This is a genomic window from Actinopolymorpha singaporensis (assembly GCF_900104745.1).
Classification (GTDB): Bacteria; Actinomycetota; Actinomycetes; order Propionibacteriales; family Actinopolymorphaceae; genus Actinopolymorpha; species Actinopolymorpha singaporensis.
The window spans coordinates 2,656,200-2,679,560 of the sequence record NZ_LT629732.1 but is presented as its reverse complement, the minus strand read 5'-3'; the positions used below and the strand labels follow the sequence as shown (position 1 = coordinate 2,679,560).

Genomic DNA, 23,361 nt, shown 5'->3' with positions numbered 1-23,361 from the left:
TAGTTGTACATCCGATCGGTTGTACTGATGCGTGAGGAGCCGTAGCCGTGTTGATGGACCTGATCGCCGCCGAGCGCCGAGCGCTCGCCGACATGCTCGGCAAGCTCGACGATGCTCAGTGGCGTGCACCGTCGCTGTGCGCGGGGTGGTCGGTGGCCCACGTCGCAGCCCACCTGACGATGCCGTTCCGGATCTCCGAAGATGAGTTCGTGCGAGCCATGCAGCGGGCCGGCGGTCAGTTCACGGTGATGTCGGACGAGATCGCCCAACGGGACAGCCGGCTTCCGCCCGCGGAGCTCGTCGCCGCGTTGGCCGACAACGTGCACACCCCATGGAGCCCACCCGGCGGCGGCCTGGCCGGAGCGCTCAGCCACGACGTCATCCACGGACTCGACATCGCCCGGCCGCTCGACATCGAGTACCCGCTTCCGGGCGACGCGCTCACGACTGTCCTCGATCTCGTCACCGGCACCGAGCACGCCGGTCCCGACGGCAGCAACCCGTTCGGCTTCCGGATGGCCGGCCTCCGCCTGTCCGCCACGGACCTGGACTGGTCCGCCGGGTCCGGTGAGTTGGTGGCGGCGCCGGCCAGGGATCTGCTGCTCCTCGCGACGGGTCGGCGACTGCCGTGACGGTCACCGACGACCTGACGGTCACCTTCGCCGCGCTGGCCGACCCGACCCGACGGGCCATTCTGAGCCGACTTGCCGACGGCGAGGCGACGGTCAACCAGTTGGCCGAGCCGTTCGAGCTGACCCAGCAGGCGGTCTCCAAGCACCTCAAGGTGCTGGAGCGAGCCGGGCTCGTGTCACGTTCGCGGATCGGCCAGTCCCGACCGTGCCGACTGGAACGCGACCGGTTCGACGCCGCGGCCGAATGGATGGACCGCCACCGCCAGGTGTGGCAGGAACGCTACGACCGGCTCGACGAGCACCTTGCCACTCTTCGGGACGACGACCAGGAGTACGACACATGACCCGACCCGGCGAGTTCACCTACCGGCGCGTCCACCGCGCGAGCCGGGAGCTGCTCTTCGACTGCATGACGACGCCCGAACACCTCGCACGGTTCTGGGGGCCGGCGGGCACCACGACACCGGTCGACGGCATCACCGTGGACCTTCGGCCAGGTGGTGCCTTCGAGACGGTGATGGTCAACGACAGCGACGGCAGCAGCTACACGATGCGAGCCGTCTACGTGGAGGTACGGCGACCGGAGAAGCTGGTCTGGACCGAACCCGACGTCGAGGGCGGCATGACGACCACGATCACGTTCGTCGAGGTCGACGACGAGCGGACCGAGGTCGTCACCCACCAGACCAACGTGCCGGCGATGCTCGCCCGGCCCGAAGCCAGGAACGGCTTCCTGACCAGCCTTGACCGCTTCGCCGCCTACGTCGGGACGCTGCCGCGAACTCCCGGCTGACCACAACCGGTCTCGCCACCCCGTGGCCGGTGAGCGTTCATCCCGACGTCGCCCCGACGCGGCCCGAACGGCCCTAGCATCGGCTCCTGTTGATCATGACCGGTGGAAGGGTGGTCGGACATGCCCGAGAACCTGAATCGAAGGAGTCTGCTGCGAGCCGGTGGTCTGCTGGCGGCTGCCGGCGCGACCGGTCAGATGCTGCCGGGGGTGGCCTTCGCCGCCCCGGAGGAGGGCGGGACGCAGACGACCCGGACCGTGACCGGCACGTTCACGCCGAGCATCCCCGACTGGTACTACTTGCCGGTCGAGGTGCCGCGTGGCGTCAAGCAGATCGACGTCGTCTACTCCTACGACAAGCCGTCCGTGCCAGACGGCTACCGAGGCAACGCACTCGACATCGGCATGTTCGGTTCGGAGGGCTTCGAGATCGGCAACTCCCGCGGCTTCCGAGGTTGGTCCGGTGGGTTCCGGGACCGGTTCTCGATCAGCGCGTCGGCAGCCACGCCCGGCTACCTGCCCGGTCCCATCCGACCAGGTACGTGGCACGTGATCCTCGGCCCGTACACCGTCGCCCCGCAGGGGATGAACTACCGGGTGGACATCACGCTGACGTTCGGCCCCGCGGACGCGCCGTTCCGGCCGAACCCGGCTCCGGCGTCGGCGCGCGCCAGGGAGCGCGGCCGAGCGTGGTACCGCGGCGACTCCCACCTGCACACGATCTACTCCGACGGCCGGCGTACGCCTGACCAGTTGGTCGCCGACGCCCGCACCGCCGGGCTGGACTTCATCGTGTCCACCGAGCACAACACCACCAGCGCACACCTGATGTGGGGCGACCACGCCACCGACGACCTGCTGATCGTCAACGGCGAGGAGATCACCACCCGGTCCGGCCACTGGGCGGCGATCGGTCTGCCCGTCGGCAAGTGGATCGACTGGCGCTACCGCGCCAACGACCCGCAGGACTTCCGCAGGTTCGTGGACGAGGTGCACGCCAACGGCGGTCTGGTGACCGCGGCGCATCCGTTCGCCAGCTGTTTCGCGTGCAGCTACGAGTTCGGCTACGAACTCGCCGACCTCGCCGAGGTGTGGAACGGCCCGTGGGACCTGGAGGACGACCGGTCCGTCACCATCTGGGACGGCCTGCTGCGTTCCGGGCGGTGGATCCCCGCCATCGGTGACTCCGACGCGCACAGTCCCGGCAACATCGTCGGCCTCCCGCACACGGTCGTACTCGCGGACAGCCTGCGTGCTCGCGACCTGCTCGCCGGGTTGAAGGCCGGCCGGTCGTACCTCGTCGAGTCCAAGGACGTCGAGGTGAGCTTCACCGCGAAGGCCGGCGGGCGTACGGCGAACATCGGGGGCCGGCTACCCGTCGACACCGGGACGCCGGTGGTGGTCGAGGTGACCGTTTCCGGGGCGCCGGGAACGACGCTCACGGTCCACGACCAGAACGGCCCGAAGCGAAACCTGACCGTCCCCGACTCCGGCACCGCCACCCTCAGCTGGACGACGTACTCCCGTTACAGCCAGTGGGTTCGGGTCGAAGTACGCCGTGCCTCCGGGGGCGTCAACACCACCGTGCCGAACGCGATGGTGGCGATGACCAACCCGATCTTCCTCGGGAGCGAGTGAGCCGGGACGGGCTACCGCGCAAGGCTGCCTTGCACTGCCGCAAGGCAGCCTTGCCCCCTCGCGCGGACGCCGGACACCTTCTCGTCGCCTTCCGTTCATCCGTCCGGGTTAGCGTCCCCCGGTGCAGGCAGAGCGATGGCGCCCCACCGGAGGTCGACACGCGGCCCGGCGCGAGAGGCCGCGTGGAACTGGTGACGACGCCGATCGCGTTGCAGGGAACGCCGGCGACACCGGGCGGACCGCCGGCGAGACCGGGCGGGACGCCGGCGACACCGCGCGTACGGTCAGATGGCTGCGGCACCCCGGCACCGTCGATCGCGTCGCGGCCGTCATGTACGAGTCCCGCACCGGGCGGCGGTGGCTGTCCGCGGCCGAGGTCGACCGAGTGGGTTACCTCGCCAACGCCCGAGCCGTCCTCGAGTACCTCGCCGCCGAAGTCCCCGTCTGACGGACGCTGCGCAACGGTGGGCAGGCCTTCTCCCCCGGCCTGCCCACCATCCGCGGAGTCGGTCAGGGCTGGGCGTCCAGGAAGGCGAGGACGGTCGCGGCCCACAGCGGCGAGTCGTGGATGTTGTAGTGGGTGAGCCCGGGCAGGATCGCCAGCGCGTGCCCGCCCTTGGGCCGGCCCTCCCCCATCCAGCCACCGTCACGCAGCCCGCCGTCGAGGAGCTTGAACACATCGACGTAGTGGCTCGGCGGCGCCATGTCCGCGTCGGCGGCGGCGATCAACGTCGGCACCTGCAGGCCGCGTACCTCTTCTGAGTAGTCGAAGTCCTGGGCCATCGCCGCGCCGATCTTGTCCAGCAACCGGCCGAAGTCCTCCGGACGCGGCGCCACCCGCTGGTAGAGCTCGTACATCGGGGTGTCCTTCATGAACTCAGCCGCCGCCGCGTTCACCTGGCCCTGCTGGGCGAGCATCTCCGCCGGGATGGCGTCCCGCCGTACGTGCGCCGACGTGGCGACCAGGCGGCGCACCTTCCCGGGATACTTCGCGGCGGTGTGCAGGGCGATCCCGCCACCGAGGGAGTAGCCCACGACGTCCGGGCGGTCCAGCCCCAGGTGGTCGACGAGGGCCGCGATGTCGTCGGCCATCAGCCGGATGTCGAGCGGCCGGTCGATGTCGGCCGTACGGCCGTGGCCCTGCAGGTCGACTGCGATCACCTGGTGGTTCTCGGCGAACGTGGGCAGGATCGGCCCGAACATCTCACCCGACCCGAGTCCGCCGTGCAGGAGGATCATCGGGCGGCCGGTCCCGTGCGTCTCGTAGTAGAGGTTGATGCCGTTGACCTCGGCGTACTCGCCGGTGCCGCTCGACTGGGCTGTCCATTCCGTGCTCACGGTGAGCTCCTCGCGTTCTCGATGGTTCGGTTGCTCTCGAGTTGCCCATCAGACCGAGCCCGCATCCCCAACTCATCGGTGGTTGGCCGGGAAGCTTCACCGAACTTGTACCCGATGTCGGACCAGTACCCTCGACCGACGACCGCCCAGCACCGAGGACCCCTGGCGAGGCGTCGCGAAACGTGAACAGGTCGTCACCGTCACAGTCGCAGGAGCCGCTGGCGTGGTCGCTGCTGCAGATGGGAGAGGTGGCTTCCTCGTCGCGAAGGGCCTGCCTGCCCGGCCGACGTCAGACTGATCGGCGTTCCGTCCGGCGACCTGGGCGGCGCGCGCGCCACAGGCTCCAGGGCAGCACGATCCCGACCGCCACCGGCATCACCCACCAGGCCGGTACGTCCGAACGCGCGACCACGGCGGTCACCGCCAGCGCTATGACGACGGCCACGGCGACTCGCCAGTCGTCGCCCACCACGAAGTCGTACCAGAACGCACCGAACGCACGCAGCCGACCGGTCACCGCTTCCTCACCTCCACCTGCGCGATGACCGGCGCAGCGTACGGCCTGCCCACACCGCGCATCACGAACACCAGCCCGACCGCGAACACCGCGACCGCGGGCACGACGACCAGCAGGGCCGCGTCCGCGCCGGGCCAGTGCGCGCCCGCTCCCTCGCTGCCCCAGAAGATCCCGAACGAGGTCAGCATCACGCCGACGACGAACTTCATGGTGTTCTCCGGGACCCGCGCCAGTGGAGCATGGACGGCGAAACCTGCTCCGGCGACCAGCACGATCGCCAGCAAGGCCGCCAGCGCCGCCAGGGGAAGGTCGTGCTGGTTGCTGCCGAAGGTGACCGCGATGAACGCGACCTCCAGACCTTCGAGCAGGACACCCTTGAACGAAAGGGTGAACGCGTACCAGTCACCGACCAATCCGCGTCGGCGCGCGTGTGCCGACCGGGCCGCGGCCAGTTCGGTCTGGAAGATGGCCGCCTCGTCGTGCAGCGCCTTGTGACCGCTGGCGCGCAACACCGCCTTGCGCAACCACTGCAGGCCGAACACCAACAGCAGGCCACCCACCACCAGTCGCAGTCCGGTGAGGGGGATCACGGACAACGCCGGTCCGAGCACTGCGACCACGGCGGCGAGCACCACCAGGGCGGCGCCGACGCCGTAACCGGCCGATCTCCACTCCCTCGCCGTCCCCGCCGCCAACACGATCGTCAGGGCCTCCACGGCCTCGACCGCGCAGGCGAGAAACACCGCGAGGAAGAGCGCCCCACTCGTCACAGCCACCTCCCGGCGCCGGGCAGCATCACGCAGTACGCCGAGATCGTAGCCACGGCTGGATTCGATCGGTGACGCGCCGAGTAAAGGTTTGTCCATACGTACTTTGTGAGGGTTCCGCCAGACCCGGGACGCTTTCAGGTTGTTGTCAGGACCGCACCCGGAGTCTGGCGCCATGACCCGAGAAACGCCACCGGACCTTGTGACAGGACCGACCCGGACCGACCGCCCATCGCGGACCACGGCGCGGACCATGCTGAACAAGGTCCCCGAAGTGACGCTGTACTTCTGGATCATCAAGATTCTCTGTACGACCGTGGGAGAGACCGCCGCGGACTACATGAACGACACACTGGGCTTCGGCCTGGACAAGACCTCGTACGTCATGAGCGCGGCCCTGATCATCGCCCTCTTCTTCCAGTTCCGCGCGCGTCGGTACGTCCCCGGGATCTACTGGCTCTCGGTGGTCCTGATCAGCGTCGTCGGCACCCTCATCAGCGACAAGCTGGCCGACGACCTGGGAGTACCCCTTGTCATCACGACAGTACTGTTCGCAGTGCTGCTCGCAATCACGTTCGCCGTCTGGTACGCCACCGAGCGCACGCTGTCCATCCACTCCATCGTGACCGGCCGGCGGGAGACCTTCTACTGGCTGGCGATCCTGTTCACCTTCGCCCTCGGAACCTCGGCGGGTGACCTGTTCGACGAGAAGCTGGGCGTGGGCTACTGGCCGACGGTGGGCATCGTGGCGGCGCTGATCGCCCTGATCGCGGTTGCGCACCTCGGGCTTCGGCTGAACGCGGTGCTGGCGTTCTGGGCCGCATACATCCTGACGCGCCCGCTCGGCGCCTCGATCGGTGACGGCATGTCCCAGCCGGCCAAGAACGGTGGCTTCGGGCTGGGTACCACCGGCACCAGCTTCATCTTCCTCGCCGTCATCCTCGCACTCGTGATCTTCCTGTCGGTGACCAAGGTGGACCGAACCGAGAACCAGTCCGGGGACCGCGAAGAGTTGGACGAACCCGACTCCGTCACGGTCTGAGCCCCCGCGCGGGGCGGCGTCGTGTCCCGCGTCCGGTCTCCCACCTCTCGTCGCAGAAGGTGACGATGCTGATAATGGCGCCCGTGAGCAGACCGCGGGTACTCGTCGTGGAGGACGACCACGAGCTTCGAGATGTGCTCGTGCGTGGTCTGCGGGAGGCCGAGTTTGCGGTGACGGTTGCAGTGGACGGCGGCGCCGCTCTGCGGGCCCCGATCGAGACCCTGGACGCCGCAGTGATCGACATCGGCCTGCCCGACTCCGACGGCCGGGACGTCTGCCAGGCTCTTCGCGCACGCGGAGTGACTGCGCCGGTGGTGTTCCTCACCGCCCGGGACAGCCTCACCGACCGGCTCTCCGGGTTCTCCGCCGGGGGCGACGACTACCTCGGCAAGCCGTTCCACTTCGCCGAACTCGTGGCCCGGCTGCGAGCGGCACTGCACAGGGCCGGCCGCGACGCCGGCCAGGTGGTGGACGACCTGGCGCTCGATCCGGTGAACCACGAGATGAGCGTGCGGGAAGTGGTGGTGTCGCTGACCCCCACCGAGTTCCGGATCCTCGCCCGGCTTCTCGCAGCCCGTGGGTCGGTGGTGCGCCGGCACCAGTTGCTCGCCACCGGCTGGCCGGACGGCGCGCTGGTCGCGGACAACACCCTCGACCAGTACGCCGCCCGGGTTCGCCGCAAGCTGAGGGACGTCGGGTCGACGCTGGAGTTGGAGACGGCCCGCGGACTCGGGTACCGGCTCAGGTGATCCGTCCGACCACGCTGCGCGGGCGGCTCGCGCTCATCGGAGTGCTCACAGTCGCCGCGTGGGTGGCGGTACTCACGGTGGCGTTCAACGTCGGCCTCACCAATCGGCTGCACAGCCAGGCCGACGACGTGCTCCGGGCCCGGGCCGAGGCGACCGCTGCCACCGTCGACGTCGGCCCCGGCGACCGGCTCGACGTACGGGAGGTTCCCAACGACACGGCGCTTGACACCGGGATCTGGATCTACGAAGGTCACCGGCTCGTCGAGGGCGGAGACAGCCCGGGTGTGCTGCGCGACGACGCCGACGCTCTTGCCGGTCGGGGCGAACGCTTCCGGGACGCCCGGCACAACACGTCGGCCAGGTTGTACGCGCTTCCGGTGCGTGTGGCCCGCCGCCAGGTCGGCACCATAGTCGCCGCCACCTCCTTCGACCCGTACCAACGCACCGCGCGGTTGGCGCTGGCGGGTTCGATCGCCCTCGCCGCACTGCTCCTCGTAGGGGTCTACGTCATGGCACGAATGACGGTCACCCGGGCGCTCGCGCCGGTCGACCGGATGGCCGGACAGGCAGCCGAGTGGAGCGCCCACGACACCACGCAACGGTTCGGCACGGCATCCAGGCCAGACGAACTCGCCGCCCTCGCCGCCAGTCTGGACGGCCTGCTCGACCGGCTGTCGGCCGTACTCCGGCACGAACGGCAACTCTCGGCCGAACTCTCCCACGAACTGCGTACGCCACTCGCGCACATCGCCGCCGAGACCGAACTCCTGATCGACCGGGAGCGTTCAGCCGACGAACTCGCACGCGCTCACGGCGCCATCCGGGACAGTGCGGATCGCATGCGCCGAATCATCGAAACGCTGCTTCTCGCCGCCCGCTCCGACACGGTGGACGCTCCTGGGCGATGTGCGGTGGACGAAGTGCTGGCCTCTGTCGTCGCCCGGCGCCAGACGACCTGCGAGGCGTCGCTGTCGTTGTCCACCGAACAGTCTCCCCTCTACTGCGGTGTCGGCACCGACGTCCTGGAACGGATCGTCAGTCCGGTCCTCGACAACGCGGTGCGATACGCGTCCGGTCAGGTACGGCTGAGCGCGCGACGGAGGGAGGATCTCCTCGAGATCGAGGTCGGCGACGACGGGCCGGGACTGGGCGGCGCCGACGCCGAACTCGCGTTCACGCCGGGCTGGCGCGGCGACCCGGCCGACATGCACGACGGTGCCGGTCTCGGCCTCCCCCTCGCCCGACGGCTCGCCAGGTCCGTAGGTGGCGACGTAGTGAACCTGTCGACCGGGCACGGCGCCACTTTCCTCATCCTGTTGCCAACCGGCTGATCCGCCTGGCAGGGCCGGTCGGGATACTCCGCGTGTCCCGGCCCCGCACTCGGTCCTCACGTGCGGTTCGCCCGGTGTCAACCGGCGGTTTCCTCACCTCCGATCCGGCATACGATCGGTTATGGGTGACCACGTTCGTGGGACGCCCGGTTGCTGACATCGGGAGGTCAGCATGGTTGTCGCGATTGTTCTAGTCATCGCGTTGGTCCTCATTGCGTTCTTCGCGAGCGCGCGGGTCGTACGCCAGATCGAGCGAGGGGTCGTCTTCCGGCTCGGCCGGGTCCTCCCTCCCCCTCGGCAACCAGGCTTCACGATGATCGTCCCGTTCGTCGACCGCATGCGTAAGGTCAACATCCAGGTCGCGACCATGCCGGTGCCGGCCCAGGAGGGGATCACCCGGGACAACGTGACCGTCCGGGTGGACGCCGTTGTGTACTTCAACGTCGACGACCCGATCCGGGCGATCGTGAACGTCCAGGACTACGACTTCGCCGTGTCACAGGTCGCGCAGACGTCCCTGCGTTCGATCATCGGCAAGAGCGAACTCGACGACCTGCTCTGCAACCGCGAACGCCTCAACGAGGGACTGGCACTGATGATCGACAGCCCGTCGGTCGGATGGGGAATCACCATCGACCGGGTGGAGATCAAGGACGTCGCGCTACCCGAGACGATGAAGCGGTCGATGTCGCGCCAGGCCGAGGCCGAACGCGAACGACGCTCCCGGATCATCACCGCGGACGGGGAGTTCCAGGCGTCGAAGAAGCTGGCTTCGGCGGCCGAGGAGATGGCGGACACGCCTGCGGCCCTCCAGTTGCGCCTGCTGCAGACGATCGTCGAGGTCGCGGCGGAGAAGAACTCGACCGTCGTTCTCCCCTTCCCGGTCGAGTTGCTGAGGTTCCTCGACACCGCGGCCGGCGGACTGGTCCAGCAGCTCTCCACCGCGACCAGGACTGCCCCGTCCGGCAGCGGTACGTCCGACCGCGGTACGTCCGACCGCGGCACGCCCGAGGTGGAGTCGGCCGCGTCCCGCCCGTCCGGCGTGGAGTCAGCCGACGTCGAACCGGCCGAACTGGAGGCGCGTGGCCAGGAGGCGAGCGGGGAGACCCAACCGGCCGTACCCCACCAGACACGCTCGGACGAGGTTGGGCAGCACACTCACCGCTGACGGCCATCGGAGTCCATGGGCCTCGGCTGCACGAGCCTGGCAGGATCGTCCGGCATGAGCCAGACAGCGTGGGGTACGCATGCGGTCGAACTCACCGATGACCAGGTGGTCAAGCGGTTTCCGGAAGCCGACGGCGGAGGTGCGGAACGCGAGTGGCGTGCTCTCACGCTGTTGCACGAGCACGTCCCCGGCCTCGCACCCGAACCCGTGAAAGCCCAGTTCGGGGTGAACGGATCGACGGTGGTGATGTCCCGGCTTCCCGGCACTCCGCTGCGCGGGCTCCCTTTGAGCACTGGGCAGACGTCGGCACTGGCGAGGGCCATGCGAACGATCCACACGGCCCTGCCGGTCGACGTGCTACGGCAGGTACCGATCCGGCCCGGCCAGCAGGCCGGACTCCTTGGCCATGTCCGCCGGTGGGCTGCCGAGAAACCGGCTGATGTCGGCAACCCGGTGGCCCGCGCGATGACTGCCGGGCTGACGTGGCTGGAGAAGTCAGGGCTCGACGCGAACGGCACCTCCGGCGTCCCGCCGGTATTCGGACCAGGGGACGGCAACCTCGCCAACTGTCTCTGGGACGGTTCCCAGGTCCGGATCGTCGACTTCGAGGACGCCGGTCGCAGCGACCGGGCATTCGAGCTCGCGGAGGTCACCGAGCATGTCGGCAGCTGGGTGGAGCATCCGCTGGACATCACCACGTTCCTGGGCCACTTCGAGTTGACATCCGACGAAACCGTTCGCCTGCGTGACTGTCGTCGGCTCCTTGCTCTGGTCTGGTTGTTCCTGCTGAGCTTCGACGTCGACCACCGCCGCAATCCCCCAGGCACGGTGGAACGCCAGGCCGGGCGCCTCATGGCCCTGCTCGGCTGACCCGCAAACGCTGGTCGGAACAGGTCGGCAAGGTCTCCTGAGTGCACGCTGAGCAACGGCGCCACGAAACAACTGACCTGCGTCTGACCACCAACTCACAGGGCGAGATCGGTGTGGGTGTCAGCCGAGCGCCACACCGTGTCGTCGTAGGAGTTCGTCGACGCCTTCGTCACCGGTCGGCCGGCTGATCGCGTCCACCCGTGCCCCGGCCGACAGCAGCCGTTCGACGATGGTGAGTCGGTGGGGGTGCGTGCCGTTCTGCACCGCCCAGACCGCACACCCCAGCACTGTGGCGTGGTGGTAGTTGTCGCTGTCCTCCAGCGGAGCCTCGCGGGCGAGCAGGAGGTCCACCACCTCCAGGTGACCGTTGACGACCCCCCAGTGCAGCGCGGTGAGGCCGGCCATCGCCCTCGCGCCCGGGTCGGCTCCTCGCCGGGACAGGAAGTCGACGACGTCGGTGTGCCCCAGTGCCGCGGCGACGACGAACGCCCAGGCGACGTTGGCCTCGGGCCGCCGCGGCAGCTGGGGCCGAAGTCCGACGACCCGCACGTGTGGGCGCAGCCGGCCCTCGTCGTCCAGGTAGTCGCGGACGAGATCCTCCCGGCCGAGCCCGGCGGCCGACACGATGTCGTCGATCCGTGCGCCACGGCGGACCAGCGCCTGCGCGGCAGCCGGGTACTGGTGCGCCAGTGCGGTCAGCAACGGCCGGTTGTCGTCGCCCGGCCCGTTCACCGCCGCACCGAAGTCGACCAGCTTGTCCACCAGGAGCGCCTGCACCCCGGCCAGGGCCGGATGAATGCTGGAGACGAGCATCTCCATCGTCGTCGCGTCGTCGGCCCCGTACATGGTGGCGCCCGCATCGGCCTCCGCGCCACGCACCAGCAGCAGCTCGGCGATCTGGACCGCGTTGGCCGGAGTCTTCTGCCGGTACGTCTCCACGCCGTTGGCGGCGACGTAGTGCAGCAGGGTGGCCCGGTGTGTTCGGGTCGACCGCGCGCGAACCAGGTCCGGGTGGCGATCCAGCAACTCCGTCAGCGCGCCGAGGTCCCCGGTGACTATCGCGTCCACGGCCGCTTCGTACCGACCGACGGCGCCGTCAACCAGCCCTTGCAGGTGCGCGGCGAACCTCGGCCAGCTGGCGAAGCCGTGCTCGCGGGCGATCACGAACTGCGCGTCGGTGAGTGTGTGACCGGACAGGTCCCGCGTGCGATGCGCCCGGCCGGCCGCGAGCAACCCACGGTTGACGCGTTCGAGCGCGTCCGGATCACCTGCTCGGCAGGCCTTCAACAGCTCCTTGGCCTGCTTGCGGTACTGCTCCAGGCTGGGACGGGGCGGAAACGACCGGGCATGGATGACGTCCATACGAACCTCTTTCGTACGTCGCCTGGGGTCCGCCCGGGTCAGGCTGAAAGAAGGTTCGTCACCTTCGAAACCGCTGGGTGGGTGGGCACAGCCCTTTCCGCGGACCGGTCGCGCCCATCGCGCGTACCGGCACGCTATTGCCGGGCGCAGACCACGTCAACCCCGAGGATTGTCGAACCTCACCGGGGATCCTCGCCGACCAGCCCGTCGACCGACTCCCGGATGAGGTCCGCGTGGCCGACGTGCCGGGCGTACTCCTCGATCATGTCCGTGAGAAGCCTTCGCAGGTTGGGCGTCCGGCCGTCCGGCCAGGTGAAGCGGGCGAGCCGGTCCAGACCGCCGTCTGCCACCGCCTCCGCCACCAGGACGCGGGACCTGCCCACCGCGTCCTGCCACAGCGTCGTCAGGTACTCCGGGCTGTCGTCGGCCGCCGTACGCCACTCCCAGTCGGGGTCGGTGTCCCAGTCGACGGTGTCCCACGGAGGTTGCGGGGACCGGCCGTGCAGCTTGACCGAGAACATGTCGTCCTCCACGGCTGCCAGGTGTTTCAGCAGGCCACCCAGGGTCACCGTCGACGGACCGAGGGTGGCTCGCAGTCCGGCCTGGCCGAGGCCGCCGCACTTCCACGCCACGTAGCCGCGAAGTCGCTCGAGGGTGCCGAGAAGCGTGTCGAGTTCGTTGCCGGCCACGGGAGGTTCGCGCAGGATCGCGCCGCTGTCGGTTGCCATGCGCGGGACGCTACCGTGGGTCCCGGACGTTCCGCTGCCGGGACCGGTGCTGGCGATGAGCTAGGTAAAGAGCGAGGTGATGAGCGAGCAATGACCGACTACCTGAGCCCTACCGCCCGGGCCCTGCTGGCTCTGGAGCTCATCCAGAACAGCCCGGGCATCACCGCCCAGCGGCTGGGTGAGCGGCTCGGGGTCACCGAACGCGCCGCCCGCCGCTACGTCGCGATCCTGCGGGAAGCGGACCTGCCCATCGAGTCGGTCAGTGGACCCTACGGCGGCTACCGGGTGGGGCGGGGTCTTCGCCTTCCACCGTTGATGTTCAGCGCCGCCGAGGCGGTCGGGCTGGTGATGGCGGTCCTCGAAGGGCACCGAGGGGCCGCCGACCCGGCCGACCTGGTGGGCAGCGCCCTCGCCAAGATCGTGCGCGCCCTGCCGGAGCGGGTGGCCGAGCCCGTCCGCAGCGTCCGCGACGTGCCTGCTCCCCGCCCCACCGACGAGCCGTCGGCCAGTCCGGAGCTGACCACCCGGCTCGTCGAAGCCTGCGTGGCGGCCAGGCGACTCCGCCTGACCTACCGGCTGGGCCGGGCGGGCGACCGGGAGATGGACGTCGACCCCTGGGCTGTCGTACTCCGGCACAGCCGGTGGTACCTCCTGGCCTGGTCCCACACCAGGCAGGCGCGGCGGGTGCTGCGCGTGGACCGGATCGTGTCGGTGGAGTCTCTGGCCGAGTCGTTCACCCCGCTGCCGGACCTGGATGCCCTACGTACGTTGGAAGAACACCTCTCCCAGGGGTGGACGTACGAGGTCGACGTCGTGGTCGACGCGACGGTCGAGGAGACGTCGCGGTGGGTACGCCGAAGCCTTGGCCGGATCGAGGCCGACGCCGAGGGCCGAACCCGTCTTCGGGCGACGACGGACGAACCACAGTGGTACGCCCGCCAGCTCGCCACCATCCCGGCACCCTTCCGCGTCCTCGCCTCACCAGAACTCCAACGCGCCGTCACCGCCCTGGGCCGACGACTGATGCAGTCCGGCAGCTGACGCGGTCCGGCGGCTGATCCGTCACCGCGGCTGACGAAGGCCGGCGACGAGGAGTCCGACCAGCCGGCGCGCGTCGTAGCGGGGATCGTTGTCCGCGCCGATGCAGAGGTTTCCGACACCACGCATGAGTTCGTATGCCTCCACACCGTCCCGGATCTCGCCGGAGGTGACCGCCGCGTCGAGCAGGTCGGTGCACACGGGCAGCAGGCGGTCGAGGAAGTAGGCACCCAGGGTGTCCATGCCGGCGCTGTCGGACCGCAGTACGGCAGCGAGCCCGTGCTTGGTGACCACGAAGTCGACGAAGAGGTCGATCCACTTCGTCAGAGCGACGTACGGGCTCTCGCCGGTCGCCAGCAGCCGCGGACCGGCCTCGGCGCAGGCGTCGACCTGGTGCCGGAACACGGCGATGATGAGGTCCGCCCGAGTCGGGAAGTGCCGGTAGATCGTGCCCGTCCCGACGCCGGCGCGGGCAGCGATCTCGCGTACCGGTGCCTCCACGCCAGACGCGACGAAGACCGCGGCGGCCGCGTCCAGCAGGGCCTTCTCGTTGCGCCGGGCGTCCGCCCGCTTGGCCCGGGTTTGCCCGGCGCCCTGCCCGGCCCCTTGCCCAGTTCCCCGGACGCTGTCTCCCTCGCGCACCGAACCGATCCCTTCCGTCATCGACCTTGCAAAGCGGAACGTCGTTCCGTATCGTAACCGGAGCAACGTTCCGCTTGCACCCATGATGCCAGAGCGAAGGAACATGGTCATGCAGTACCGCACCCTTGGCCGCACCGGAGTCCAGGTCAGCTCCCTCGCGCTCGGCGCGATGAACTTCGGCAGGGCCGGACGTACGACCCAGGACGAGGCCACCGCCATCGTCGACGCCGCGCTCGAGGGCGGCATCAACCTCATCGACACCGCCGACCGGTACGGCGACGGCGAGTCGGAGGAGATGGTCGGCAGGGCCATCGCCGGGCGCCGCGACGACATCGTGCTGGCCACCAAGGCCGGCCTGCCGATCGGCGAGGAGCGCAACCACAGAGGGAGTTCGCGCCGCTGGCTGGTCGCCGAACTGGACAACAGCCTGCGCCGCCTCGGAGTCGACCACGTCGACCTCTACCAGATCCACCGGTGGGACCCGGTCACCAGCGACGAGGAAACCCTGTCTGCGTTGACGGATCTGCAACGTGCGGGAAAGATCCGCTACTTCGGCTCCTCGACGTTCCCCGCCTACCGCATCGTGCAGGCGCAGTGGGCCGCCCGCGACAACCACCTGAGCCGGTACGTCACCGAACAGCCCAGCTACTCGATCCTGCAACGAGGGATCGAGACCCACGTGCTGCCGGTGACCGAGCAGTACGGGCTCGGCGTCCTGGCGTGGAGCCCGTTGGCCTCGGGCTGGCTGTCCGGCGCGGTCCGCGCGGGCCGGGAGATCACCACCAGCCGTTCGGCGTTCCTACCGGAGCGCTTCGACCTGGCGATCCCCGCCAACCGCGCCAGGCTGGATGCCGTCGAGCGGTTGGCCAAGGTCGCCGACGAGGCCAGCCTGTCCATGATCCAACTGGCGTTGGGGTTCGTGACCGCGCACCCCGCGGTGACCAGCGCGCTCGTCGGCCCCCGAACGCTGGACCACCTGCGCTCACAGCTCGCCGCCGCCGACACCGTGCTCGCCGTCGACGTCCTCGACGCGATCGACGAGATCGTCGCGCCCGGGGTCGACCTGGCAGCGCAGGAGAAGCACGACACCCCGCCGGCGCTGCTCGACCCGTCCCTGCGCCGCCGCTGAAAGGACCGCCAACCGATGCCCCACACCCAGCGCACATCCCGGCCCAGCTTCGGGATCATGACCGCTCCGTCCCAGGTCGACTACCCCGACATCCTGCGAGTCTGGCGCGAGGCGGACGCGATCCCGGAGATCGAGCACGCCTGGCTGTTCGACCACCTGATGCCGATCTTCGGCGACCCGAACGGCCCGACGTACGAGGGCTGGACACTGCTCTCGGCGCTCGCCGCCCACACCGCCCGGATGCGACTCGGCGTACTGGTGACCAGCAACCGTTTCCGGCCGCCGGCGATGCTGGCCAGGATCGCGGCCACCGTCGACGTCGTCTCCGGCGGACGGCTCGACTTCGGCATCGGTGCCGGCTCACGGCCCAGCCACCCGCTGGCCCGTCGCGAGTACGAAGCACACGGGCTGCCCTTCCACGACGCCGAACACGCCGTAGGAAGTCTCGCCGAGGCGTGCACGGTGATCCGTCGGCTGTGGACGTCGGACGAGCCGTTCGACTTCGACGGCACGTACGTGCGACTCACCGGGGCGTACGGAAAACCCAAGCCCGTCCAGCGTCCCCATCCGCCGATCATGATCGGCGGCCGTTCGTCGGCGACGCTTCGCGTGGTCGCCGAGCACGCCGACCTGAGGAACATCCCGGGCGGCGGTCCCGTCGACGACCTCGTCCGCCGGAGCACGCTACTGGACAAGTACTGCGCCGAGATCGGCCGGGACCCCGCCTCCATCGTCCGCTCGATCCACCTGCCGGTCTCCTACGACCAGCCGGGCCACACCCGTGACGCGATCGGCGAAGCGGTCGACGCCGGCTTCGGGCACGTCATCCTGGGCCTACCGGCGCCCTACCCCACCAACGTCGCCCGGTGGGTCGCCGACGAGTTCATCGGCACGACACCTACATACCGCGGGTGATCTGAACGTGGTCATCATCGGATCGCCGACCCGTGCCGACGTCGGTGACAATGTTCCCGGTGGAACTGACAAGGAGTGAGTCACCGCTCCCGCGGGCGTAATAGAACCCTGTGCCGTTGGGAGATCCGCCGCCGCGGACGGCATTTCCGGTCACGCTCAGCACACCTGTGCCGTAGTTGACCTTGGAGACGCCGATGTAGCGGTACGTCGACGCCGGGTTGGACTCTCCGTTGATGTTGAAGACCTTGTTGTCGGCGATCGTCGAGGCAACTCCACCCTGGACCGTCGCCTGGATTCCGTACCACGTGCCGGCCCGGGCGGAGCGGCCGAAGTCCTCGACGTAGTTGTCCGAAATCGAGGTTCCCCACAGGCGATTGGCGTAGATAGCGTTCTCGGGGACGCCGTAGATGTGGTTGTTGTGGACCACCCAGCCGGCAGCGTTGTCCAGGTGAATGCCGTCCAGACCAGAGTTGGCGATCCAGTTGCCGCTGAGGTTCCAGTCCGTGAGGGAGTTTCCCGGGTCGTCGACATAGACGCCGTGTCCGCCCGAGTCGGTGATGAAGTTGCCTGTGATCTGCCCGTTGACCGAGGTGTTGGTCAGGCGGGTGCCGTTGGCGCTCTCGTTTGTGAACCAGATGCCGTGGCCGCCCATCGACGTGATCTGCACGTCGGAAACGACCGTCTGCCACGACCGGAGGATGATCCCCGACGTCGGCGCGGAATTGTGCGTGCGATTTCCGTCCAGGGTCAACTGCCGCACGGACACGGGGGTTCCGGTCTTGGGATCGTTGTCGAGGAAACTGTCCGACGCGAGGATCGCTCTGATGTTGGCCCCGTCCTGCTGCCGGAGAACAGTTCCGGTCCTGCTCTCACCGCGGTAGGAACGATCGCCGAGGAGCTTGATCGTCTGATTGATCAGGCACTGACCGGTGATGATGATCTGGTCCCCGACCCTGCTTCCGGCTATGGCCGCGTTGATGTTCGCAGCGTCGGACGTGGAGTTGGCACAGCTCGCCTCGATCCTGGCCGCGCCGGCGGTCTGCGGATGAGTAGCGCTGAGCGTCCACCCGAGGGCGACGGCGAACGCAAACAGGAGAACACGCTTGACCCACGGCATGGCAGCCGTCCCTTCGTCCGGTGACGCGCACTGCCCGATCACTGCGACAGTAGTGGCACTGATCGCCACGGAAGGGTTCGCGCGCGCTCTACGCCCCTTTTGGTCAGCGGTCGCGCGGTGAACGGCGGGCGAGGTTTTGCAGGTGCGCGTTGTACTCCGCCAACTTGGCGTCGTCGTCGCGATCGGCTGCTCGGTCGGTGCGCCGTGCCAGGCGTTGGTCGCTGCGCCACCAGTCGAGGAACACCACCGCCAGGACGAGCGCGGTGGGCACCTCGGTGAACGCCCACGCGATGCCGCCACCGGTGGAGTGGTCCTGCAGCGGCGAGACTCCCCAGGCAGAAGGCGGATGCGCGAAGTAGCCGGCAAATCAGGGTCGACGACATCATCACCGCGATCCCGAAGACGGCATGGAACGGAACACCCACGAACAACTCCGCCAGCCGTATCGGATGACTCACCCGGTGCGGACCGGGATCGACACCGAGAATCGGCCAGAAGAAGATCAGGCCGACGGCGAGAAAGTGAACCAGCATGAGGGTGTGGCCGGCCCAGTTCGACATCGCCGCGTCGAAAATGGGCGACCGACGGGCCAGCGGACCCCTCGCCGCCTGAGCATGACCATGCCGACGGTGTACGCCAGCAGGACAACGGCACCCCGCCCAGCAGCAGACCGCCGGCGGCCGGGCGCAGCCAGTCCGGGCCCCGCCAGATCCGGTCGGCGAGATCCTCGAAACCATAGAGAACCTTGACGAAACCCAGTCCGACGACCGCCGCGAGCACACCAGCAGGACGTACGTCACGAAAATCCGCGTCGGACGCGGGCGCCCAGCGGCGCCTGGAAGATCTCCCGCAACGCAAGGGTGGCGGCGCCGATCGTCGGCGCGTCGACCAGGTTCGACACCTCGATCCGTACGGTGTCCCGCATGGCCGGGAAGATCCGCCTGCGGACCTCCTCGCGAACCGGGACGACCAATGCGTCGCCGGCGGCGGAGAGTTCCCTGCCGAGCAGGATCAGTTCGGGGTCGAGGGTGTAGATGATCGTCACGATGCCGGCGGCCAGATGTCTGGCCACGTGGGCGAAGACGTCGACCACGTGCGGGTCACCGGCGTGCAGTGCAGTGACGGCCTCGGGCAGCGTCACGTCCGCCGCGCGACCCTTTCGCCCTCGCCGTGAACCCGACCGCACGGCCTGCAACACCCGGGGGACGGAGACGTACGTTTCCAGGCAGCCGTTGTTGCCGCAGGCGCACCGGGGACCGTCGAGGTCGACGCTCAGGTGCCCGGCCTCCCCCGCCAGGTCGTGGTTGCCGCGGTAGACGTCACCATCGAGAACCAGGCCGGTTCCCACGCCGACCCCGAGGTTGAGCAACACGAAGTTCTGCGTCCCCTGTCCTGCACCGAACCACAAAGCGGCGAGGGCGCTCGTGTTGGCGTTGTTGTCGACAAAGGTCGGTAGTTGCCATCGGCGCTCGAGCTCGGCGGCCAGCGCGACAGGCCGCCACGAGTCGAAGGAACGCGGCGCGAGGTAGTTGCCCGTGCGGATGCTCACCGGCCCCGGGATCCCCATCCCGACGCCCACGACCCTGTCGCGCTGCGATGACGTGAGGGGCCGGAGCAGGCGTTCGACGACCCGGCTGCCGATCGGCACCGCGGTCTCCTCCCGCCACGGGCTGTCGGCCTCCTCCTCGACCCGGGCGTGCACCACGCCCGACAGGTCCACCAGCGCGCCCGTGATCGTGTGCCGGGCAAGGTCGAGGCCGACGGCAAAGCCGGCCGTCGGGTTGATCTCCAGGCTGATCGGCCGACGGCCGGCACGTTGAGGGGACCGGACACCGGTCTCGCTCGCGAGCCCAGAAGCGATGAGCTCCTCGACGATGTGGGAAACCGTCGCCGGGTTGAGCCCGGTCTCTCGAGCGAGGTCGACACGCGCGATCGGCCCCATTCGATGGATGGCCCGGAAGATGGCCGCCCGGTTGCTCTGCTTCACGCTGCGATGGTTGGCGCCGGAGTATCCGTTGGCGAGCCGCATCTTCCCGACCTCCTGCGTCCACCACCCTTGACAGGGCTGAAAGTGATCAATACGTTAACCGACCAGAGTTGGTTGCAACAATCACTCAATCAATCCCGATCGATCGATCGGGCCCAGGTGTTTGCAGTCCTGCAGCTCCATCGGTTCAGTCCGCAATTCCGCAGCCCCACCGACTACGAGGGGGGTGCCTGGCCGTGCGACTTTCCTGTGCGGAACAGATGCTGGGCCAGCGTCCGATCGGCGACAAGCTCGACGTCGTCCGGGAAGCCGGACTCGACGGCATCGACCTGCGTATGGCCACCGTCAGCGAACCATCGGTACGTGACCGACTCGCCGGAAGTGGCGTTCCGATCGGCGCGGTCTATTCCCAACTCCGGGAGCCGGGCCTGCTGTCGGCCGGGGCGGCCGACCGCGCCGCCGCGGTCGAGAGGGTGGTCGAGTACGCAGAGACAGCGGACGCGGTAGGCGCTTCCAACCTGATCCTGGTACCGGTCTTCGGTGCGGCGCGCCTACGTGGTTTCGAGCCGGTACTCCCCCTGCACGTGGTGGAGACCGCCGTACTCATGGGGAATCTCGCCGAGATCGCCGAGCGGATCGCCGACCTCAGCGTGCGGGTCACCATCGAGCCACTGAACCACGACGAGACCCACTTCCTCACCGACCCTGGTGTCGGTGCCGCCATCTGTGACGCGATCGGGTCACCTCGTATCGCCACGATGGTGGACACCTACCACTGCGAACGCGAAGGCCAGGACATACCGGAGATGATCACCGCAGTCGGTGACCAACTCGCCCTGGTGCATCTGTCCGACAGTGATCGACGCCTTCCCGGCGACGGCGACATCGACTTCGGTGCGGTCCTGGCCGCGCTCAACGAGCACGGCTACACGGGCTGGCTGGGCCTGGAGTGCCGTCCCGTCGACGACGTTGAGGACCTCCGCCGGAGCGTTCGACACCTGCGTGAGGGAGCGCGACCATGACAATCTCGGTCGCCGTCGTGGGCACCGGTCGCATGGGTCGCCTGCACGCGAAGCAGCTGCAGGACGTTCCGGACGTGCGCATCGTGGGTGCGGCCGACGTGCGCGCGGAGGCAGTCGAGGAGTTCACCGCGGAGTTCGGGGGAACCGGATCGGTCGACTACCGGGAACTGCTCGATCGGACCAGGCCGGACGTGGCGTACTTCTGCACCCCCGCCAGTGAGCACCTCGACCAGCTCACCTTCGCTGCCGAGCGAGGCATCAACGTCTTCGTGGAGAAGCCGCTGGCCCCGTCGGTGACCACGGCCACCGCGGCCGCGGACGTCATCGAGCGGCACGGCGTCCTCTGCACGGTGGGCTATCAGTGGCGCTACAGTCCGCTGACCGACGTGGCAAGGGACGCGCTGGCCGGACTCCCGCCGACCATGCTGGCCGGATGGTGGTACTGGACGATCCCGCCCCTCCCCTGGATCCGGGACAGGCGAACCGGCGGGGGCCAGATCTTCGAGCAGGCTACGCATCTGATCGACCTCATGCGCTTCCTGGCCGGTGACGTCAGCACCGTCTTCGCGGCGTACGCGGACAACGCGATTCCCGAGGAGGAGTTGCCGAACTGGGACGCCAGCGCCGTCACTCTCGGCTTTGCCAACGGAGCCGCCGGAAGCGTCCATTCCACGTACGCGTTGTTCCCGGGGATTCCGGGGTCGAACGGGGTCGACGTCGCCGCGCGGGAGGTTCTGGTTCGGGTCAACCTGGCGAAGGCGACGGTGTTCCGTCGGGGGGTCCCGCCTGTGGAGACTTCGGCCCGAGCCGACTGGAACATCGACCAGGAGTTCATGGCGATCGTTCGGCGCAACGATCCGGCCGCGGTGCGGGCGACCGCCCGCGAGTCGGCCCAGAGCATCGGTGTCTCGCTGGCCGCCAACTACTCGGCAGTCACCAATCGGGTCGTCGACCTGCTGGACTTCATGACGAACCCGCCCGACGACGCCACCATCATGCCGCTGTGAAGCCCGCAGGAGGTTGTGACATGCGTGATCGACCCATCTCACGACGAAGGATGCTGCACCTCGTCGGCGCCGGAGGCGTGGGCCTGGTCACCGCCTCCTGCGTCGACACATCAGAACCCGCCGGAGACGGTGCGAAACAGCCTGCCCGCCGGACGCCCTCGTCGGCGTTCGACATCCCGGACGCGACGACCAAGCTGCCGAGCGGCAACGTCCGGCTGCGCTGGATGGACTCCGGAGACATGAAGGCGCGCTTCTTCGAGAAGTTCTTTCCCGCGTACCAGAAGAAGCATCCGAACATCTCGGTGAAGTACGACGGCACGAACTGGAACCAGATCACCCAGGTGGTGACGTTGGGCGTGCGTAACGGGACCGTGCCCGACGTGTTCCAGTTGCCGGGTCAGATCACCATGGGGATGGCCGTCTCCAACCACTGGATCGGTGCGTACGACGACATCATCCCCGATTTCGACAAGGTGAAGGCGCGCTACCCCAGCTACTCGTTCGCTCCTGGGGTGACCGACTTCGGTGGCAAGACGTACGCACTGCCGCTCACTGGCAACGGCCGGATCAACAACCTCCTGCTCTTCAACCGCGACCTGGTGAAGGACGTCGGGGCAGACCTCGACACGGAGGTGATCACCTGGCCGAAGTTGCGCGAGGTCTGCAGAACCGTCGCCAAGCAGGGCAACGGGAAGTACTACGGGATCATCTTCGGTCTGGCCCAGCCGGGTGGACTGTCCGGGCCGGTCAGCACTCTCTGCGAGATGGCCGGAGTGCACGGTGGGGCCGACGGCATCGACTGGCGGACCGGCAAGTACAACGTCACCCACCCCACCGTCGTCGAGGCCATCGAGCTCATCCTGGCGATCAGAAAGGACGGCAGCGCGCACCCGGACTCGGTCAACCTCGACGCCCCCGGTGCACGGTCGCGGATGCCGTTGGGTCAGGCGGGGATCATGTTCCAGGGTCCGTGGAACATCCTTCCCTGGCGGGAGGACAACCCCGACTTCCAGCTGGGACTGAACATCCCGCCGCAGAAGAACCCCGACGACATCTGGCCGCTCACCTTCGGGCCCGGTGGATCCAACGCGTGGGTGTACTCCAGCAAGACCAAGCTGGGGCCGGTCATCGGCGACATCATGGGTTACCTGTCGACCGCCGCAGGTCAGGTCCAGTGGGCGCAGTACGACGGCGCGGCCGATCCGCCGTCCTTCCCGGACGCGATCAAGAAGGCCAGGCTGGACGCGCTGCAGCAGAACGCGATGGATCTCGGTGCCAAGCACACCGTCATCCGACCCGAACCCGCCGTACGCAACCCCGACGTCAGCAAGGTCTACGAGGTGCAGGTGCCGGCACAGCCGACGTTCAGCGACACCCTCGTCGGCCTCTACACCGGGCGAATCAGCGGGAGCGTCGAGAAGGCGATGAAGCAGATGGAGGACCGGCTGGAGAAGTCGCTGGAGGACGCCATCAAGAAGGCGGCCTCACGCGGCGCCAAGGTCTCGCGCGACGACTGGGTGTTCGAGGACTGGAATCCCCGCGCTCCCTACACCAAGCTCTACCAGGACTGAT

The 23,361-nt window shown here is 68.6% G+C and carries 24 protein-coding genes and 2 pseudogenes; 16 read left to right on the top strand and 10 right to left on the bottom strand.

The genetic code is table 11. The features are described from left to right. The first annotated feature begins 53 nt into the window (after positions 1–53). The 5 genes from BLU27_RS12155 (at position 54) to BLU27_RS12135 (ending at position 3,508) form a co-directional block, all read left to right on the top strand. A complete protein-coding gene (locus BLU27_RS12155) occupies positions 54–632 on the top strand; it encodes a maleylpyruvate isomerase family mycothiol-dependent enzyme (protein WP_092653355.1) in 579 nt (192 codons plus the stop codon). Beyond that, complete coding sequence (locus BLU27_RS12150) at positions 629–976, top strand: ArsR/SmtB family transcription factor (protein ID WP_092653353.1); 348 nt, start codon at positions 629–631, stop codon at positions 974–976. Before BLU27_RS12155 ends, BLU27_RS12150 begins: the two co-directional genes overlap by 4 nt. Continuing rightward, positions 973–1,425 (top strand): SRPBCC family protein, encoded by a 453-nt coding sequence (locus tag BLU27_RS12145; RefSeq protein ID WP_157728483.1) that lies wholly within the window; start codon positions 973–975, stop codon positions 1,423–1,425. Before BLU27_RS12150 ends, BLU27_RS12145 begins: the two co-directional genes overlap by 4 nt. 120 nt (positions 1,426–1,545) lie before the next feature. Then, the gene (locus tag BLU27_RS12140; protein WP_092653349.1) at positions 1,546–3,060 is read left to right on the top strand and encodes a CehA/McbA family metallohydrolase; all 1,515 of its coding nucleotides are present in this window, start codon (positions 1,546–1,548) and stop codon (positions 3,058–3,060) included. Between the two features lie 121 nt (positions 3,061–3,181). Further along, positions 3,182–3,508 carry a hypothetical protein gene (locus BLU27_RS12135; RefSeq protein WP_092653347.1) on the top strand — a complete coding sequence of 109 codons (327 nt, stop codon included), beginning with the start codon at positions 3,182–3,184 and terminating at the stop codon, positions 3,506–3,508. Between the two features lie 62 nt (positions 3,509–3,570). On the opposite strand, the gene BLU27_RS12130 is transcribed toward BLU27_RS12135, so the two are convergent. From BLU27_RS12130 to BLU27_RS12120, 3 genes are all read right to left on the bottom strand, one after another. Next, positions 3,571–4,398, bottom strand: a complete 828-nt coding sequence (locus BLU27_RS12130) for an alpha/beta fold hydrolase (RefSeq protein ID WP_241827932.1) — start codon at positions 4,396–4,398, stop codon at positions 3,571–3,573. A gap of 289 nt (positions 4,399–4,687) precedes the next feature. Then, positions 4,688–4,915, bottom strand: a complete 228-nt coding sequence (locus BLU27_RS12125) for a hypothetical protein (protein ID WP_092653345.1) — start codon at positions 4,913–4,915, stop codon at positions 4,688–4,690. Beyond that, positions 4,912–5,781, bottom strand: coding sequence for a hypothetical protein (locus BLU27_RS12120; protein WP_197681801.1), 870 nt, complete (start codon positions 5,779–5,781; stop codon positions 4,912–4,914). The genes BLU27_RS12125 and BLU27_RS12120 overlap by 4 nt, the downstream gene beginning before the upstream one ends. A gap of 154 nt (positions 5,782–5,935) precedes the next feature. Here BLU27_RS12120 and BLU27_RS12115 point away from each other — a divergent pair, with 154 nt between their 5' ends. The 5 genes from BLU27_RS12115 to BLU27_RS12095 all read left to right on the top strand — a co-directional run bounded on the left by BLU27_RS12115 (position 5,936) and on the right by BLU27_RS12095 (position 10,842). Continuing rightward, on the top strand, positions 5,936–6,724 hold the full coding sequence (locus BLU27_RS12115) for a COG4705 family protein (protein WP_092653341.1): 789 nt from the start codon (positions 5,936–5,938) through the stop codon (positions 6,722–6,724). An 83-nt stretch (positions 6,725–6,807) separates the two neighbouring features. Continuing rightward, positions 6,808–7,473, top strand: a complete 666-nt coding sequence (locus BLU27_RS12110; RefSeq protein WP_241827931.1) for a response regulator transcription factor — start codon at positions 6,808–6,810, stop codon at positions 7,471–7,473. After that, entirely contained in the window at positions 7,470–8,804 is a 1,335-nt protein-coding gene (locus tag BLU27_RS12105) for a HAMP domain-containing sensor histidine kinase (RefSeq protein ID WP_092653337.1), read from the top strand. The genes BLU27_RS12110 and BLU27_RS12105 overlap by 4 nt, the downstream gene beginning before the upstream one ends. A 172-nt stretch (positions 8,805–8,976) precedes the next feature. Then, positions 8,977–9,972 carry a slipin family protein gene (locus BLU27_RS12100; protein WP_092653335.1) on the top strand — a complete coding sequence of 332 codons (996 nt, stop codon included), beginning with the start codon at positions 8,977–8,979 and terminating at the stop codon, positions 9,970–9,972. Positions 9,973–10,026: 54 nt separating this feature from the next. Then, complete coding sequence (locus BLU27_RS12095; protein ID WP_092653333.1) at positions 10,027–10,842, top strand: phosphotransferase family protein; 816 nt, start codon at positions 10,027–10,029, stop codon at positions 10,840–10,842. Positions 10,843–10,962: 120 nt separating this feature from the next. On the opposite strand, the gene BLU27_RS12090 is transcribed toward BLU27_RS12095, so the two are convergent. Continuing rightward, complete coding sequence (locus BLU27_RS12090) at positions 10,963–12,204, bottom strand: ankyrin repeat domain-containing protein (RefSeq protein WP_092653331.1); 1,242 nt, start codon at positions 12,202–12,204, stop codon at positions 10,963–10,965. Positions 12,205–12,383: 179 nt separating this feature from the next. Then, entirely contained in the window at positions 12,384–12,932 is a 549-nt protein-coding gene (locus tag BLU27_RS12085) for a DinB family protein (RefSeq protein ID WP_092653329.1), read from the bottom strand. A gap of 90 nt (positions 12,933–13,022) precedes the next feature. Here BLU27_RS12085 and BLU27_RS12080 point away from each other — a divergent pair, with 90 nt between their 5' ends. After that, on the top strand, positions 13,023–13,973 hold the full coding sequence (locus BLU27_RS12080) for a helix-turn-helix transcriptional regulator (RefSeq protein WP_092653327.1): 951 nt from the start codon (positions 13,023–13,025) through the stop codon (positions 13,971–13,973). A gap of 21 nt (positions 13,974–13,994) precedes the next feature. Here the strand turns inward: BLU27_RS12080 and BLU27_RS12075 are convergent, their stop codons facing one another. Then, complete coding sequence (locus tag BLU27_RS12075) at positions 13,995–14,612, bottom strand: TetR/AcrR family transcriptional regulator (RefSeq protein WP_241827930.1); 618 nt, start codon at positions 14,610–14,612, stop codon at positions 13,995–13,997. A 109-nt stretch (positions 14,613–14,721) separates the two neighbouring features. Here BLU27_RS12075 and BLU27_RS12070 point away from each other — a divergent pair, with 109 nt between their 5' ends. Together BLU27_RS12070 and BLU27_RS12065 are read left to right on the top strand one after the other, a co-directional pair. Then, positions 14,722–15,741, top strand: coding sequence for an aldo/keto reductase (locus BLU27_RS12070; protein ID WP_092657593.1), 1,020 nt, complete (start codon positions 14,722–14,724; stop codon positions 15,739–15,741). Between the two features lie 57 nt (positions 15,742–15,798). Continuing rightward, positions 15,799–16,656 carry an LLM class flavin-dependent oxidoreductase gene (locus BLU27_RS12065; RefSeq protein ID WP_241827929.1) on the top strand — a complete coding sequence of 286 codons (858 nt, stop codon included), beginning with the start codon at positions 15,799–15,801 and terminating at the stop codon, positions 16,654–16,656. Here BLU27_RS12065 and BLU27_RS12060 read toward each other — a convergent pair. The 4 genes and pseudogenes from BLU27_RS12060 to BLU27_RS12050 form a co-directional block, all read right to left on the bottom strand. Beyond that, complete coding sequence (locus BLU27_RS12060) at positions 16,640–17,773, bottom strand: right-handed parallel beta-helix repeat-containing protein (RefSeq protein ID WP_157728481.1); 1,134 nt, start codon at positions 17,771–17,773, stop codon at positions 16,640–16,642. The genes BLU27_RS12065 and BLU27_RS12060 overlap by 17 nt on opposite strands. A gap of 103 nt (positions 17,774–17,876) precedes the next feature. After that, positions 17,877–18,119, bottom strand: a pseudogene (locus BLU27_RS30365) (cytochrome c oxidase assembly protein); the annotation flags it as partial. A 28-nt stretch (positions 18,120–18,147) separates the two neighbouring features. Further along, positions 18,148–18,510, bottom strand: a pseudogene (locus BLU27_RS31225) (cytochrome c oxidase assembly protein); the annotation flags it as partial. Positions 18,511–18,569: 59 nt separating this feature from the next. Then, entirely contained in the window at positions 18,570–19,802 is a 1,233-nt protein-coding gene (locus BLU27_RS12050; RefSeq protein ID WP_092653321.1) for an ROK family transcriptional regulator, read from the bottom strand. 194 nt (positions 19,803–19,996) lie between these two features. On the opposite strand from BLU27_RS12050, the gene BLU27_RS12045 reads away from it, so the two are divergent. The 3 genes from BLU27_RS12045 to BLU27_RS12035 are packed head-to-tail and all read left to right on the top strand — an operon-like array spanning position 19,997 to position 23,360. Then, positions 19,997–20,782 carry a sugar phosphate isomerase/epimerase family protein gene (locus tag BLU27_RS12045; RefSeq protein WP_157728477.1) on the top strand — a complete coding sequence of 262 codons (786 nt, stop codon included), beginning with the start codon at positions 19,997–19,999 and terminating at the stop codon, positions 20,780–20,782. After that, on the top strand, positions 20,779–21,789 hold the full coding sequence (locus BLU27_RS12040) for a Gfo/Idh/MocA family protein (RefSeq protein WP_092653317.1): 1,011 nt from the start codon (positions 20,779–20,781) through the stop codon (positions 21,787–21,789). Before BLU27_RS12045 ends, BLU27_RS12040 begins: the two co-directional genes overlap by 4 nt. Positions 21,790–21,809: 20 nt before the next feature. After that, entirely contained in the window at positions 21,810–23,360 is a 1,551-nt protein-coding gene (locus BLU27_RS12035) for an ABC transporter substrate-binding protein (RefSeq protein ID WP_092653315.1), read from the top strand. The last annotated feature ends 1 nt before the right edge of the window (position 23,361 follow it).

What these genes read in the sequence shown, in the direction of transcription:
- BLU27_RS12155 (WP_092653355.1), top strand. Translation starts at nt 54, where the DNA reads ATGGACCTGATCGCCGCCGAGCGCCGAGCGCTCGCCGACATGCTCGGC.
- BLU27_RS12145 (WP_157728483.1), top strand. Translation starts at nt 973, where the DNA reads ATGACCCGACCCGGCGAGTTCACCTACCGGCGCGTCCACCGCGCGAGC.
- BLU27_RS12140 (WP_092653349.1), top strand. Translation starts at nt 1,546, where the DNA reads ATGCCCGAGAACCTGAATCGAAGGAGTCTGCTGCGAGCCGGTGGTCTG.
- BLU27_RS12120 (WP_197681801.1), bottom strand. Translation starts at nt 5,781, where the DNA reads ATGGACAAACCTTTACTCGGCGCGTCACCGATCGAATCCAGCCGTGGC.
- BLU27_RS12115 (WP_092653341.1), top strand. Translation starts at nt 5,936, where the DNA reads ATGCTGAACAAGGTCCCCGAAGTGACGCTGTACTTCTGGATCATCAAG.
- BLU27_RS12100 (WP_092653335.1), top strand. Translation starts at nt 8,977, where the DNA reads ATGGTTGTCGCGATTGTTCTAGTCATCGCGTTGGTCCTCATTGCGTTC.
- BLU27_RS12095 (WP_092653333.1), top strand. Translation starts at nt 10,027, where the DNA reads ATGAGCCAGACAGCGTGGGGTACGCATGCGGTCGAACTCACCGATGAC.
- BLU27_RS12090 (WP_092653331.1), bottom strand. Translation starts at nt 12,204, where the DNA reads ATGGACGTCATCCATGCCCGGTCGTTTCCGCCCCGTCCCAGCCTGGAG.
- BLU27_RS12085 (WP_092653329.1), bottom strand. Translation starts at nt 12,932, where the DNA reads ATGGCAACCGACAGCGGCGCGATCCTGCGCGAACCTCCCGTGGCCGGC.
- BLU27_RS12080 (WP_092653327.1), top strand. Translation starts at nt 13,023, where the DNA reads ATGACCGACTACCTGAGCCCTACCGCCCGGGCCCTGCTGGCTCTGGAG.
- BLU27_RS12070 (WP_092657593.1), top strand. Translation starts at nt 14,722, where the DNA reads ATGCAGTACCGCACCCTTGGCCGCACCGGAGTCCAGGTCAGCTCCCTC.
- BLU27_RS12065 (WP_241827929.1), top strand. Translation starts at nt 15,799, where the DNA reads ATGACCGCTCCGTCCCAGGTCGACTACCCCGACATCCTGCGAGTCTGG.
- BLU27_RS12060 (WP_157728481.1), bottom strand. Translation starts at nt 17,773, where the DNA reads ATGCCGTGGGTCAAGCGTGTTCTCCTGTTTGCGTTCGCCGTCGCCCTC.
- BLU27_RS12050 (WP_092653321.1), bottom strand. Translation starts at nt 19,802, where the DNA reads ATGCGGCTCGCCAACGGATACTCCGGCGCCAACCATCGCAGCGTGAAG.
- BLU27_RS12040 (WP_092653317.1), top strand. Translation starts at nt 20,779, where the DNA reads ATGACAATCTCGGTCGCCGTCGTGGGCACCGGTCGCATGGGTCGCCTG.
- BLU27_RS12035 (WP_092653315.1), top strand. Translation starts at nt 21,810, where the DNA reads ATGCGTGATCGACCCATCTCACGACGAAGGATGCTGCACCTCGTCGGC.